The sequence below is a fragment of the Amycolatopsis sp. cmx-4-54 genome, from assembly GCF_046548895.1.
Taxonomy (GTDB): domain Bacteria; phylum Actinomycetota; class Actinomycetes; order Mycobacteriales; family Pseudonocardiaceae; genus Amycolatopsis.
In genome coordinates, this window is the sequence record NZ_JAEBEJ010000020.1 from 54,719 (window position 1) to 67,470 (window position 12,752).

Annotated in this window: 15 protein-coding genes; 8 read left to right on the forward strand and 7 right to left on the reverse strand. The window is 69.4% G+C overall.

The features are described from left to right. Window positions 1-20: 20 nt before the first annotated feature. From ACLJQ7_RS40550 to ACLJQ7_RS40565, 4 genes are all read right to left on the reverse strand, one after another. Window positions 21-1,757 (reverse strand): hypothetical protein, encoded by a 1,737-nt coding sequence (locus tag ACLJQ7_RS40550; RefSeq protein ID WP_410653497.1) that lies wholly within the window; start codon window positions 1,755-1,757, stop codon window positions 21-23. A 111-nt stretch (window positions 1,758-1,868) separates the two neighbouring features. Beyond that, window positions 1,869-2,981, reverse strand: coding sequence for a bifunctional RNase H/acid phosphatase (locus ACLJQ7_RS40555; protein ID WP_410653498.1), 1,113 nt, complete (start codon window positions 2,979-2,981; stop codon window positions 1,869-1,871). Then, a complete protein-coding gene (locus ACLJQ7_RS40560) occupies window positions 2,978-3,715 on the reverse strand; it encodes a zinc ribbon domain-containing protein (RefSeq protein ID WP_410653499.1) in 738 nt (245 codons plus the stop codon). The genes ACLJQ7_RS40555 and ACLJQ7_RS40560 overlap by 4 nt, the downstream gene beginning before the upstream one ends. Window positions 3,716-3,731: 16 nt before the next feature. Further along, window positions 3,732-4,553, reverse strand: coding sequence for a Nif3-like dinuclear metal center hexameric protein (locus ACLJQ7_RS40565; protein WP_410653500.1), 822 nt, complete (start codon window positions 4,551-4,553; stop codon window positions 3,732-3,734). A gap of 31 nt (window positions 4,554-4,584) precedes the next feature. On the opposite strand from ACLJQ7_RS40565, the gene ACLJQ7_RS40570 reads away from it, so the two are divergent. Beyond that, window positions 4,585-5,139, forward strand: a complete 555-nt coding sequence (locus ACLJQ7_RS40570; RefSeq protein WP_410653501.1) for a chorismate mutase — start codon at window positions 4,585-4,587, stop codon at window positions 5,137-5,139. Between the two features lie 300 nt (window positions 5,140-5,439). On the opposite strand, the gene ACLJQ7_RS40575 is transcribed toward ACLJQ7_RS40570, so the two are convergent. After that, entirely contained in the window at window positions 5,440-5,760 is a 321-nt protein-coding gene (locus ACLJQ7_RS40575; protein WP_410653502.1) for a hypothetical protein, read from the reverse strand. Between the two features lie 131 nt (window positions 5,761-5,891). Between ACLJQ7_RS40575 and ACLJQ7_RS40580 the strand changes: the two genes are divergently transcribed. The 3 genes from ACLJQ7_RS40580 to ACLJQ7_RS40590 are packed head-to-tail and all read left to right on the forward strand — an operon-like array spanning window position 5,892 to window position 7,873. Beyond that, the gene (locus ACLJQ7_RS40580) at window positions 5,892-6,353 is read left to right on the forward strand and encodes a low molecular weight protein-tyrosine-phosphatase (RefSeq protein WP_410653503.1); all 462 of its coding nucleotides are present in this window, start codon (window positions 5,892-5,894) and stop codon (window positions 6,351-6,353) included. Window positions 6,354-6,376: 23 nt separating this feature from the next. After that, a complete protein-coding gene (locus ACLJQ7_RS40585) occupies window positions 6,377-7,198 on the forward strand; it encodes an SURF1 family protein (protein ID WP_410653504.1) in 822 nt (273 codons plus the stop codon). A 54-nt stretch (window positions 7,199-7,252) separates the two neighbouring features. Beyond that, window positions 7,253-7,873 carry an FMN-binding negative transcriptional regulator gene (locus tag ACLJQ7_RS40590; RefSeq protein ID WP_410653505.1) on the forward strand — a complete coding sequence of 207 codons (621 nt, stop codon included), beginning with the start codon at window positions 7,253-7,255 and terminating at the stop codon, window positions 7,871-7,873. A 283-nt stretch (window positions 7,874-8,156) separates the two neighbouring features. On the opposite strand, the gene ACLJQ7_RS40595 is transcribed toward ACLJQ7_RS40590, so the two are convergent. Both ACLJQ7_RS40595 and ACLJQ7_RS40600 read right to left on the reverse strand, forming a co-directional pair. Next, complete coding sequence (locus ACLJQ7_RS40595) at window positions 8,157-9,092, reverse strand: cobalamin biosynthesis protein (RefSeq protein ID WP_410653506.1); 936 nt, start codon at window positions 9,090-9,092, stop codon at window positions 8,157-8,159. Window positions 9,093-9,145: 53 nt separating this feature from the next. Continuing rightward, entirely contained in the window at window positions 9,146-9,817 is a 672-nt protein-coding gene (locus tag ACLJQ7_RS40600; protein ID WP_410653553.1) for a FadR/GntR family transcriptional regulator, read from the reverse strand. Between the two features lie 127 nt (window positions 9,818-9,944). On the opposite strand from ACLJQ7_RS40600, the gene ACLJQ7_RS40605 reads away from it, so the two are divergent. The 4 genes from ACLJQ7_RS40605 to ACLJQ7_RS40620 are packed head-to-tail and all read left to right on the forward strand — an operon-like array spanning window position 9,945 to window position 12,694. Further along, window positions 9,945-10,439, forward strand: a complete 495-nt coding sequence (locus ACLJQ7_RS40605) for a gluconokinase (protein ID WP_410653507.1) — start codon at window positions 9,945-9,947, stop codon at window positions 10,437-10,439. Next, window positions 10,436-11,803 carry a gluconate:H+ symporter gene (locus ACLJQ7_RS40610; protein ID WP_410653508.1) on the forward strand — a complete coding sequence of 456 codons (1,368 nt, stop codon included), beginning with the start codon at window positions 10,436-10,438 and terminating at the stop codon, window positions 11,801-11,803. The genes ACLJQ7_RS40605 and ACLJQ7_RS40610 overlap by 4 nt, the downstream gene beginning before the upstream one ends. A gap of 43 nt (window positions 11,804-11,846) precedes the next feature. After that, window positions 11,847-12,188 (forward strand): ArsR/SmtB family transcription factor, encoded by a 342-nt coding sequence (locus ACLJQ7_RS40615; protein WP_410653509.1) that lies wholly within the window; start codon window positions 11,847-11,849, stop codon window positions 12,186-12,188. After that, window positions 12,185-12,694: an SRPBCC family protein gene (locus tag ACLJQ7_RS40620; protein ID WP_410653510.1), complete on the forward strand. Its 510-nt coding sequence runs from the start codon at window positions 12,185-12,187 to the stop codon at window positions 12,692-12,694. Before ACLJQ7_RS40615 ends, ACLJQ7_RS40620 begins: the two co-directional genes overlap by 4 nt. Window positions 12,695-12,752: the final 58 nt, after the last annotated feature.

A 12,752-nucleotide genomic window follows, 5' to 3' on the forward strand; every position in this document is an offset into this window, starting at 1 on the left:
AGAGGACGAAATGCGGGGAGTCAGGGCAGGTAGACCGTCTGGCCCGGGTGCATGGTCGGGCCGCAGTCCTTGAGCGGACCGCCGAAACGCGCCTTCTCGACGTCCGGCATGGTCTTCACGGCGTACTCCTGGACGGCCTTCAGCTTCTCGGGGCTGGAGACGGCGTCCTTGCGCACGAAGTCCCCGTTGCGCGGTCCGCTGCCCGGGTACACGAAGATCGGCTCGTAATCGCGGTCGATCCGGGGGTCGACGGTGATGCCGTTGCCCGCGGCCCACGGGCCCCACGAGTGGATGAAGGTCGGCTTGACCTTCTCGAACACGTAGTCGCGCAGCCCCGGCAGGTCGCCGTTCTTGAGGAAGTCCGCGACGTCCGCCTCGACCAGCCCGGCCATGTCGACCAGGTGCAGGCGGCTGGTCATCGACGAGCCGCCGAGGTCGGGTAGCAGCAGCGACGCCTGCTGGAGGCCGAGGATGTCGGCCATGGTGTTGAAGCCGCGGCCGAAGCGGTCGGCGATGAGGCACGCGGGCACCGTCGGGACCTCTTGGAACTTCTTCGACGCCGACGCGAAGCCCATCCCGGACGGGATCGCGGCCGCGACCAGCACGAGTACCACGACGGTCCGCAGCACCGCCCGCGAGCGGCGCAGCAGTTCACCGGCGGCCAGGGTTCCCGCCAGCACGGCGAGGATCCAGATCGGGGTCGCGAACCGGTGCTGGCCCATCCAGTCCGGGACCATCACGCCGTACGCGATGATGCCCAGCGCCAGCGGCACCAGCAGCGCGATCAGCGCGCGCCGCCATTCCGCCCGGACCAGCGCGAAACCGATGGTCAGCGCCAGCAGCATCGTCCCGGCGACACCGGCGTAGCCGACCAGCTCGAACGGCTGCTTCAGCGCCGAAAGCCCGGGCAGGCCCTGTCCCTTCGCGATGGACGGGTTCGCCAGCAGCCTGCCGAACTCCGCGATCCGCCAGGCGAGGTACGCCCCGAACGGGATCGCGAACGCGACCACCGACACCACGATCAGCTTGACGCTCTGGCCAAGGAGCGGCTTCCGCAGCTGGAACAGGACGACGAGCGGGTACGCGCCGCCGTAGATCAGGCCTTCGGGGCGGGTCAGCGCGGCGAACGCGACCAGCACGCCGGACCAGACGGCGACCTTCGCGGTGAGCACGGTGTCCTTGCGCACGGCCACGAACAGCAGGGCGGCGAGCCAGGCGACGGCCATCCCGAACAGGGAGTTCTCCAGGCCGGAGATCGTCCAGATGACGAACGACGGGATCGCGGCCAGCGTCAGTCCGACGACCAGCGTCGCCAGCCAGGCGAAGCGCGCGAAGATCTGCTTCGCCACGATGTGGCACGCGGCCAGCGTCCCGGCGGTGAACAGGAGCCCCAGCAGCTTCGGGAACAGGACGTAGTCGGGAACGCCGAACAGCATGCCGCTGTCGAAGACGCCGACGAGCTTGCCGAGCACCAGCGCCACCAGCCACGTGGAGTTCGACCAGCCCTCGACCGACGGCTGCCCTTGCTGCAGCACCGGCCCGAGCCCGTCGGCGAAGCTGCGCGCGTAGGAGAAGGTGATGGCCGCGTCGTCGACGATCCAGTGGCCGTAGAGGGTGGCGTGCCAGGCGACAGCCGCGACCCCGGCGAGCACCGCGAGGTACGGAGCGATGCGGGCGGCCAGGCCACGCCGGGCCGGCGTCTCCGCCGGGTCGGGCACGTCTTTTTCGGAAGCTTCGCTGAGTGCGCTCGCCGTCATGTCCCCGTCTTTGCCTTTTCGCTCACGTGCCGTCGCCGAAACTGTAGCCAATACCCCATCGGCCGCCTGCGACACGTCATATCCAGGCGTGATCCGCGCCACACCTTCCGATCAGGAAAGATGCGAGATGTCGTTCACCAGCCGGACCGACGCGTTGCCGTCCGGGTAGAACTCGACGATCGACAGCGAAGCCAGGTCCAGATGCAGGCGGAACAGCAGCGACGGCCCGGCGTCCAGGCCCATCCGCAGCAGCGCCTTGATCGGCGTGACATGGCTGACCAGCACGAGCGTCCGGCCGCCGTACTTCGCGATCAGCTCGTCGCGGGCCTTGCGGACCCGGCGGTGGACACCGTCGAAGCTCTCCCCGCCCGGCGCCGTGATCGAGGTGTCGGAAAGCCAGCTGGTCTGGAATTCGGGGTCGCGGTCCATCGCCTCTTTGAAGGTGAGGCCTTCCCAGTCGCCGAAATCGGTCTCGATCAGCCCCGGGTGGGTCTCGACCCGGCCGCCGAGCGCGTCCGCGATCGCCTGCGCGGTCTGCTGGGTGCGGATCAGCGGTGAGGCGATGATCGGCGCGGCCTCGCCGTCGACGATCAGGCCCTCCATCGCGCCGAGGCGTTTCGCGGCGGCGGCCGCCTGCTGTTTGCCGTGCTCGGTGAGCGGCACGTCGCCGCGGCCGGAGTAGCGTTTCTCGACCGACATCGCCGTCTGGCCGTGCCGCACGAGGAGCAGCTTGGTCGGTGTCCCGGTCGCGCCGGTCCAGCCGACCGGACTGACCCTGTCCTGCTTCACGGTCTTCGGGACGTCTGGTTTCTTCGCGGTCCCGGCGTCCATCGCCTCGTTCGCGAGCCCGTCCGCGTGGGAGTTCTCCGCGCGCGGGATCCACTCGTAGCGCACTCGCGAGAACCGCGCCGCCAGCTCCTTGGCCTCGGCGTTCAGCGGCTGCATCGACGGGTGCTTGACCTTCCAGCGCCCGGACATCTGCTCCACCACGAGCTTCGAGTCCATCCGGACGTCCACTGTGGACGCTCCGAGCTCGGCGGCCGCGGCGAGCCCGGCGATCAGGCCGGAGTACTCGGCGACGTTGTTGGTCGCGATGCCGACGTACGCCTTGCGCTCGGCGAGCACCTCGCCGGTGGCCGCGTCCTTGACGACCGCGCCGTAGCCGGCGGGGCCGGGGTTGCCCCGCGAACCGCCGTCGGCCTCGACGAGCACGTGGTCGGTCACAGGCCGGACTCCAGCGTGCGCACCAGGATGGCGCCGCAGTTCTCGCACTGGATGACGTTGTCCTCGGGAGCCGCCTTGATCTCGGCGATCTCGCGGCGGTCGATGTCGAGCTGGCAGGCGCCGCAACGGCGGGCCCGCAGCAGCGCCGCGCCGATGCCCTTCTGCGCCCGGACCCGCTCGTAGAGCTTCATCAGGTCTTCCGGGAACCGCGGCAGGAGCTTGGCGCGGTCTTCGTCGCGGCGTGCCTGCGTTGTGTCGAAATCGGCGAAGTGCTCGTCGCGCCGGCGGATGGCTTCGGCGACCTCGTTCTCGGCCTTCGCGACCTCGGCGCTGGTGCGCTGGGCGTCGAGCTCGAGCGCCTCGCGGCGCTCCATCAGTTCGAGCAGGTCGTCCTCGAGGGCGGACTGGCGCCGGGTGAGACTGTTCAGCTCGTGCTCGATGTCGGCCATCTGCTTCGCCGCGACCGAACCGGATTCGAGGAGCTTGCGGTCGCGGTCGCCGCGGGCGCGCACCGACTCGATCTCCTTCTCCTGACGGGCGATCTCGCGGTCGAGGTCGGACGCCGCGGTCTGGACCGAGACCAGCGCGTCACGTCGTTCGCGCACCGTCTTCTCGCCCGCGTCGATCTCGGCGATCTCCGGCAGGGTGCGGCGACGGTGGGCGGTACGCGAGAGTTCCGCGTCCACCTTCGCGAGTTCGAGCAGCTGGCGCTGGACGGCGGGGTCGGCCTTCACGGTGCTCCTTGGATTGTCAGTGCTCGGTTCGGGTGGCCCGTAGCGTCCACGGGTCGGTGCACCTCGTGGAGACGTGAACGTCGACGTTACCCGCAAACGCGGTACGGACGACGGCCGAGGCTTGCTCGCACCACGGCCATTCGCTCGCCCAGTGCGTGACGCCGACCAGGGCGGGGACTTCGGCGATCTCGGCGAGATGCTCGCCGGCGGGATGGTGCCGGAGATCGGCGGTGACGTACGCGTCGACGCCGGCGGCGGTGGCCCGCTTGAGATAGCTGTCGCCGGAACCGCCGGAGACGGCGACGCGGCGGATCGGGCGGTCCGGGTCGCCGGCGCCGTAGACGCCGGGTTCGGTGCGCGGCAAGGCGTTCGCGACGCGTTCGACGAAGACGGAAAACGGTTCGGGCGCGGGCAGTTCACCGATGCGCCCGATACCGGTGACGCCGTCTTCGCGCGGATCGAGCGGGCCGAGGACGGTCAGGCCGATGGCGTCGGCGAGCGCGTCGGAGACGCCGGGCGACGCGGAATCGGCGTTGGTGTGCGCGCAGTAGAGCGCGACTCCCGCGCGGATCAGGCGGTGCACGAGGCGTCCCTTGGTGCTGTCGGCCGGGACGCCGTGGACGCCGCGCAGCAGCAGCGGATGGTGCGCGACGATCAGCCGCGCGCCGCCGTCGATCGCCTCGTCGACGGTCTCGTCGACCGGGTCGACACAGAACAGGACCTTGTCCACGTTCTCGGCCGGGTCGCCGCAGACGAGTCCGACGGCGTCCCACGATTCGGCGAGTTCGGGCGGGTACGCCTGTTCCAAGGCGGCGATGACTTCGGCTAGCGCGGGCACCCGGGGATTTTCGCATGTAGCGTTCCCGGGCATGCGACTTCGGGTGCTCTGTGCCGCTTCGCTGCTTCTCGTGGTGCTCCCCGCTCCGGCGTCGGCATCAGGGGGACTCTGGAAACTGACCGACCTGGCCGCGCAGCGCGTGCAGATCGCCGACAAGGTCGCGGCCGCGAAGTTCGGCACGCCGTCGCCGATCGACGATCCGGTGCGCGAACAGCAGATCCTCGACTCGGTGGCCGCGAAGGCGCCCGGCCTCGGTCTCGACGCGGCCGGTGCGGTGCGGTTCTTCCGCGACCAGATCGAGGCGAACAAGGTCGTGCAGCGCGGCCTGTACGCGCGGTGGACCGAGCACCCCGGCACGCGGCCGCCCGGACGGCCCGATCTGGGGACCGAGGTGCGGCCGGTGATCGACCGGCTCAACGCCGGCCTGCTCGCCGAACTCGCGGAGACGCGGGACGCGCGGGCACGGCGGTCGTGCGACGTGCGGCTCGCGGTCACGGTGCGGCTGACCGACGCGCGGCGGGGGCTGGACCGGCTGCACTCGGAGGCGCTCACGGAGTCCGTCGGGTCGGCCTGTGCACGGCCCTGACCTGCGGAAAGGGAGCAAGGGACCTTTGCTACCACTTGGGCCGGCCCTGCCCGTGCCGCGTGTTGCGAAAGCCACTTTCGCAACGTTGAAGGTTGCGAAAGTGGCTTTCGCAACGTCGCGGCGGACAGCACCCGAGGCGCTGACCTGCGGAAAGGGAGCAAGGGACCTTTGCTACCACTTGGGCCGGCCAGTGGCTTTCGCAACACGCGGCACGGGCAGGGTTTCGCAACGCGCGGCGGACGCCACCCGGGTCGCTGACCTGCCGAAAGAGAGCAAGGGACCTTTGCTACCGCCCCCGGCTCAGTCCAGCGCCTTCGCGTCCTTGTTGATCGCCCAGCGGCCGGCCGCGCGCACCGCGCGACCCGTCCACAGCATCACCCGGTAGGCCTTCGTCGCCTGATCGGGCACGTCGGGCCGGACGACCTGGTACGGCGCGACGGACGCGCTCGACCGGAGGTGCAACGGCATCCTGGACATCGCCTCTTTCGGCGATCTCGCCTGGACGAAGTGGTGCTCCGACAGGATCCGCCCGACCTCGTAGGGGTGCGGAAGCTTGACGGTGATGCGATACCAGCGAAGCCCGGTTGCCGGGGACTCGACGCTGGGTGTTGGTGCGCTCATACGCGACCTTCCTGCGTGTTTCTCTCCCAGGAGGTCTACTCCCGCTTCGTCCCGGCTTTCCACCTTCGCGCGCCCGGTAGCCGTTCGGAGCCGGTGAGCGGTCGATCTCCGGCGGCCATCACACTGATCGGGTGCTGCACATCGTCTTCGTCTGTTCCGGCAACATCTGCCGCTCCCCGATGGCCGAGCTCGTCTTCCGCGCGAAGGCCGAGGAGGCGGGACTCGATCACCTCGTCCAGGTGTCCAGCGCAGGAACCGGCGGCTGGCACGTCGGCGAGGCCGCCGACAAGCGGGCCCGCGCGAAACTGGCCGAACACGGTTACCCGACCGGGCACGTCGCGGCCGAGGTCGACCGCGGGCATCTGGCCGCAGACCTGCTGCTCGTGGCGGACGAGAGTCACCTGTCATTCCTTCGGCGCAAGGTGTCGGACCCGGCGAAGGTCCGTCTGCTGCGCGAGTTCGATCCGTCCGCGCCCGAAGGCGCCGAGGTCCCGGACCCGTACTACGGCGAGGACGACGGTTTCGAGGACGTCCTCGGCATGATCGAGCGGGCCGTTCCCGCCCTGCTCGACTGGGTGCGCGCACACGCCTGAGGCCGACCGCTTACCGTGGTGGGGTGCGGTTGAAGTTCCTGCTGAAGCCCGGGTGGCTGGCGTTGACGTTGGTGGTGTTCACCTTCGCCATCACCTGCTTCACCCTGCTGGCGCCATGGCAGTTCTCCCGCAACACCGAGCGCGAGCACCAGAACGCGGCGCTGCGGGAGTCGTTCTCCGGGCAGCCGCGGTCGCTGGACCAGCTGCTTCCCGACGGAGCCGCTCCTGATCAGCGCACCGAATGGCATCTGGTCGCGATGAAGGGAACGTATCTGCCCGAGGGCGAGGTCGTGGCCCGTCTGCGCTCCGTACAGGGCGAAGCGGCCTTCGAGGTCCTGACGCCGTTCCGGACCGTCGAGGGCACGGTCGTGCTGGTGGACCGCGGGTACGTCCGGCTCGACGACAAGTCGCGCGCGCTTCCCTTCGCCCCGCCTCCCACCGGAACGGTCGACATCGTCATGCGGGCCCGTCACGACGAGAGGGACGGGAAGAACCGCGACGCCTTCGCCGACGAGTCGACCGGCGGGAAGCTGCAGAGCTACGTCGTCGATTCCCAGGTCGTCGCGCGGGCCGCGAAGCTGGACATCCGGCCGGGCTACTTCCAGCTCGACGTGAACCAGCCCGGTGTGCTGGGCGCGCTGCCGCTGCCGCAGACCGACGCCGGGCCGTTCTTCTCCTACGCGCTCCAGTGGATCGCGTTCGGGGCGATGGCGTTGATGGGCTGGCTGTACTTCACCGTCCGCGAGCTGAAGCCGGGCGGTGCGCTGGCCCCGGAACGGCCGCACCGCCGCAAGAGTGTCGCGGAGATGCTGGCCGAGGACGAACGCTCCGAAATGGCCACCTGATCTGACGCGAAAATGGCCCTTCTATAGGTCCATTCCGCGTGTTCCCCTTCGATCATGCTGATTCACCCGTGGGACGCCGCCCACGACGACGCCGAATGGCAGGCCTGGCTCTCCGCACATGACTTCGGCCAGCTGATCGCCGGGGGCGCGGGCCGTGACCTGCCGATCGTCAACCCGGTGCACTTCGTCTACGACGGCGACCGAACGGTCCTGCTGCACCTCGCACGCCCCAACCCGGTCTGGCCGTTGCTGGAGGAACACCCGCGCGCGCTGCTCTCGGTGACCGACGACCACACCTACATCCACTCCGCCTGGAACACCCCGGCCGACCCGCCGCACGGCGTCCCGACGTCGTACTACGCGTCCGTCCAGCTCGAATGCGACGCCCGGCTGATCGACGACGCCGCGGAGAAGGCCGCACTCCTCGACCGGCAGCTCGCGCACTTCGAACCCGGCTCGGGCCGGTTGGGGGTGAGCGCCACCGAGGCGCCGGACAAGCGGGTCCTTCCCGGCATCCGCGGCGTCGAGCTGACCGTCACCGGGGTGCGGGCGAAGTTCAAGTTCGGCGGGAACAAGCAGCCCGGCGACCGGTCACGGATCGACGCGGAGCTCGCGCGGCGCGACGGCCCGATGGACGCACGGGCGCGGGCACAGCTGGCGCGGCGGGAGCGGTAGCAAAGGTCCCTTGCTCTCTTTCCCCAGGTCAGCGCCCCAAGCGATAGCAAAGGTCCCTTGCTCCCCTGCAAGGCACTGTGTGGATTTCTGGTCATCTGACGTCCCAAAATCCACACAGTCGGTACGCACCGCTACACCGAGTACAGGGTGTGTGGAAATAGGGACACTCAACGTCCCTATTTCCACACACCCTCCCGCGGCAGCAAAGGTCCCTTGCTCACTTTCCGCAGGTCAGCGCCCCAAGTGGTAGCAAAGGTCCCTTGCTCCCCCGGCGCCCTAAAACTCAGCGCCGCCGAAGCCCGACGAGACCCGCCAGCACCACCGAGCTGAGCGCGCCCAGCCACCCGACCACCCGCGAGAGTTCCACGGCCCGCGTCACATGCCCGGCGTCCGGGTTGCGGCCGATGCCGAGCACCGGCAGTTCCTCGACGCCGTGCGGATACACCGTCCGCCCGCCGACCCGGATCTCCAGCGCCCCGGCGAAAGCGGCCTCGACGCGGCCCGCGTTCGGGCTCGGGTGCGCGATGGTGTCCCGCCGCCACGCCCGCCACGCGCCGCCGGCCGAGCCGCCGACGACCGGGGCCGCGAGCACGGTCAGCCCGGCGGCGACCCGCGTGGGTAGGAGATGGACGACTTCGTCCAGCCGGGCGACGAGCCACCGGTACCGCTCGGGGCGCCCGCGCCCGATGCCGCGCAGCAGGCTGATCACACGCGAGCCGAGCAGGCCGGGGACACCGGCCAGCGCTCCCCACACCAGCGGCGCGATGACGACGTCTGCGGTGTTCTCGGCGAGTGTCTCCACCGAAGCGCGCGAGAGGCCGATGACGCCGAGGTCGTCGGCGACCCGGGGGTCCAGTGTGGACAGTGTGCCGCGCGCGGTCTCGAGTTCACCCTCTTCGAGGTCCCTGGCCAGCGACGTGCCGTGCGCGGCCAGGCCGGCGGCACCGAGGACGGCCCAGGTGGTCACCGCGGTCGTGGTCGCCTGCAGGACGGGTCTGCGCCGTCCGGCACGTTCGGCGAGCACGCCCGCCAGCACGGCGGAGCCCGCGAGGCCACCGGTCCACAGGATTCCGGCCACCGGGTGCTTCGACCGGACTTTCGCGTCCACCGCCGAAGCCGCCCTGGCGAACGCCGTCACCGGACGCCGCGACCGAGGGTCTCCGATCGCCCCGTCCGCGGCCACCCCCAACACCAAGCCGATCGCGCGCGCCGCGCTCACCGTCGCCCCCCGCATGCAGTATCACTCGAAGACCTGCAGAGGCTACTCGAAGATCATCCGTCCAGAAGGACGGCCATCTCGTCACGCGCCTGGATGACGATGTCCCGCATCGCGCGTTCGGCCCGGTCAGGGTCACCGGCGTCGACGGCCGCGGCGACCTCGACGTGCAGGGCGACGGCCTCGGGTTGGGGCTCCTCCGGCATCAGCCCGTGCCCGGTGCGCCCGGCGAGCACCGCGGCGACGACCGCCGAAAGCTGCGCGAACATCGGGTTTCGCGACGCGGACAGCAGCAGATCGTGGAAGGCGACGTCGTGCCCCAGGAAGGTTTCGAGGTCCCGCCGGTGCGCCGTCTCCTCCAGCCTCTTCGCCAAGGCCCGGAGACGGCCGCCTTCTTCCGGTGTCGCCCGCAGCGCGGCGTACCGGGCGGCGCACGGTTCCACACCGGACCGCAGTTCGGTCAGAGTGCGCAGCGCGGTCTTCCGCTCGGCTCCGTCGAGTTGCCAGCGGAGCAGTCTCGGGTCGTAATGGTTCCAGTCACGCGGCTCGCGCACGATCACCCCGACCCGGCGCTTGCTGCTGGTCAGGCACATCGTTTCGAGGACGCGCACCACCTCGCGCGCCACCGTGCGGGACGCGCCGAACCGCTCCTGGAGCTCCTCCGAGCGCAGGACGGAGCCCGGCGGGAGTTCCCCGTTCGCGATCGCGGAGCCGAGCGCGTCGAGCATTTCGGCATGCCTGTCGTTGCCCACCAGGCGACTGTAACGTTCTGATTCGATTAAGTAGTACTTGATGTTGCTTAAGTAGTACTTTTGAGCTGTACTCGTCCCGGCTACAACGACGTGGGAGGTACGGATGACCGTCATCGTGGTGATGGGCGTTTCCGGCTCGGGCAAGACGACCGTGGGCACGGCACTCGCCGAACGCCTCGGCGTCGACTACGCCGAAGCGGACACGTTCCATCCGAAGGCGAACATCGACAAGATGAGCTCCGGCCACCCGCTGAACGACGAAGACCGGCGACCCTGGCTCGAAGCCATCGCCGCTTGGATCTCCGACCACCAGTCCTCCGGCGGCGTCGTGACGTCCTCCGCGCTCAAGTACCGCTACCGCGACATCCTGCGCAGCGGCGGCGACGTCTGGTTCCTGCATCTGCACGGCGACCGCGAACTGCTCGCGAGCCGGATGAAGACCCGCTCGGGGCATTTCATGCCAGTGTCCCTTTTGGACTCCCAGCTCGCCGACCTCGAACCTTTGCAGCCGGACGAATTCGGCCTCGTCGCCGACATCGCGAAGAAGCCGGAAGAGATCACCGACACCGCCCTTTCCGCTTTCGAGGACCGCCGATGACCACCACTCTCGCCGCCGCCTGGACCGGACACGACACCCGTCTCATCGGCGCGACGGTGCTGGCCATCGCCGTGATCGTCGTCCTGATCACCAAGGCGAAGCAGCATCCGTTCCTGGCCCTGATCCTCGGCTCCGGCGTGCTCGGGCTCGTCGGGGGCATGCCGGCGGACAAGCTGATCAAGAGCTTCAGTTCCGGCGTCGGTTCCACGGTCGCCTCGGTCGGCGTGCTGATCGCGCTCGGCGCGATGCTCGGCAAACTGCTCGCCGACTCCGGCGGCGCGGATCAGATCGTCGACACCATCCTTCGCCGCGCGGGCGACCGCACCCTGCCGTGGGCGATGGCGCTGGTCGCCGCGCTGATCGGGCTGCCGATGTTCTTCGAGATCGGCCTGGTCATGCTGATCCCGGTGATCCTGCTGGTCGCCAAGCGCACCGGGAAACCGCTGCTGATGCTGGGCATCCCCGCGCTCGCCGGGCTTTCGGTACTGCACGGTCTCGTCCCGCCGCACCCCGGACCGCTCGCCGCCGCGGGCGCGCTGAACGCCAACGTCGGCCTCACCCTGGCCTTCGGCCTGCTCGTCGCGATCCCGACGGTGATCATCGCCGGGCCGCTGTTCGGCAAGCTGGCCGCGAAGATGGTCCCGGATGCCGTCGCGCCGGAGCGGCTCGTCCCGGAATCGTCCTCTTCGGACGGCCGGCGGCCCGGCTTCCTCGCGACGCTGTCCACGGTGCTGCTGCCGGTCGTGCTGATGATGGGCAAGGCGCTCGCGGACATCCTGCTGGAGAAGGAGAACCACGTCCGCCGCGTGCTCGACTTCATCGGCGACCCGCTGGTGGCGCTGCTCGCCGCGGTCCTGCTCGGCATGCTCACCCTCGGCAAGTCCGCGGGCTTCACTCGCGACAAGCTGTCGTCCACGGTGGCGGATTCGCTGCCGCCGATCGCCGGCATCCTGCTCATCGTCGGCGCGGGTGGCGGCTTCAAGCAGACCCTCGTCGACGCCGGCGTCGGCAACGTCATCACCGGCCTCGCCACCGGCGCGAACCTGTCGCCACTGCTGCTCGGCTGGCTGGTCGCGGTCGCGATCCGGCTCGCCACCGGCTCCGCGACGGTCGCGACCGTGTCGGCCGCCGGCATCGTCGCCCCGCTCGCCGCGACCATGGACCCGTCGCACGGCGCGCTGCTGGTGCTCGCGATCGGCGCCGGTTCACTGTTCTTCTCCCACGTCAACGACGCCGGGTTCTGGCTGGTCAAGGAGTACTTCGGACTTTCGGTCGGGCAGACGCTGAAGAGCTGGTCGATCATGGAGACGGTCATCTCGGTGGTCGCGATCGCACTGATCCTGCCGTTGGGCGCCTTGCTCTAGCCAAGACTTGACACGTGACCTTTTGGTCACCTATTCTTTCGACGTGCCCGACGACGACCTGGTTTTCAAGGCTCTGGCGGATCCGACTCGCCGGTTCCTGCTCGACCAGCTGTTCGCGCGTGACGGCCGCACGCTGACCGAGCTTGAGTCCGAAGTGGACATGAGCCGGTTCGGCGTGATGAAGCATTTGAAACTGCTGGAAGAAGCCGGACTTGTCGTCACGCGCAAGGAGGGCCGGGAGAAGAGGCACTTCCTCAACCCGGTGCCGATCCGGCAGATCCACGACAGGTGGATCGACAAGTTCACCGAGCGGCACGTGACCGCGCTGCTCGACCTCAAAGCCGAACTCGAAGCCGCCGAACTCGAAAACGAGGAACCATCATGACCGACACCCAGGTTTACCGCGTCTACATCAAGGCCACCCCGGAGAAGATCTGGGACGCCATCACGAAGCCCGAATGGACGCGGAAGTACGGCTACACCGGACTCGTCGACTACGACCTGCGGCCGGGTGGCAAGCACGCCACCCATCCCACGCCGGAGTACGTCGAGGCGGGGTTCACGACCGACCTGGTCGACGGCGAGGTCCTCGAGGTCGATCCACCGCGCAAGCTGGTCATCACCTGGAAGCTGCTGATGGACCCGTCCTTCGACAAGGAGCCGTACACCAAGCTCACCTACGAGATCGAAGAGACGAAGACCGCGGGCACCCGGCTGACCGTCACCCACGACGTCACCGACGCGCCCACGACGGCCGCCCTGGTCAACGGTTCGCAGGAGGACTTCAACGCCGGGCCGGGCGAGAACGCCGGTGGTGGCTGGCCGTGGATCCTGTCGGACCTCAAGACGCTGCTGGAGACGGACGAGCCGCTCGTCCCCGCCGCTTCCTGAGCCGATAGGCGCGTGAAGGCCCCCTTCCCTCGACTGAGCCGAGGGAAGGGGGCCTTCA

Excerpts from the sequence above, each read along its gene's own strand:
- ACLJQ7_RS40605 (WP_410653507.1), top strand. The coding sequence starts at position 9,945 with ATGACCGTCATCGTGGTGATGGGCGTTTCCGGCTCGGGCAAGACGACC.
- ACLJQ7_RS40600 (WP_410653553.1), bottom strand. The coding sequence starts at position 9,817 with ATGCTCGACGCGCTCGGCTCCGCGATCGCGAACGGGGAACTCCCGCCG.
- ACLJQ7_RS40590 (WP_410653505.1), top strand. The coding sequence starts at position 7,253 with ATGCTGATTCACCCGTGGGACGCCGCCCACGACGACGCCGAATGGCAG.
- ACLJQ7_RS40610 (WP_410653508.1), top strand. The coding sequence starts at position 10,436 with ATGACCACCACTCTCGCCGCCGCCTGGACCGGACACGACACCCGTCTC.
- ACLJQ7_RS40570 (WP_410653501.1), top strand. The coding sequence starts at position 4,585 with ATGCGACTTCGGGTGCTCTGTGCCGCTTCGCTGCTTCTCGTGGTGCTC.
- ACLJQ7_RS40620 (WP_410653510.1), top strand. The coding sequence starts at position 12,185 with ATGACCGACACCCAGGTTTACCGCGTCTACATCAAGGCCACCCCGGAG.
- ACLJQ7_RS40575 (WP_410653502.1), bottom strand. The coding sequence starts at position 5,760 with ATGAGCGCACCAACACCCAGCGTCGAGTCCCCGGCAACCGGGCTTCGC.
- ACLJQ7_RS40550 (WP_410653497.1), bottom strand. The coding sequence starts at position 1,757 with ATGACGGCGAGCGCACTCAGCGAAGCTTCCGAAAAAGACGTGCCCGAC.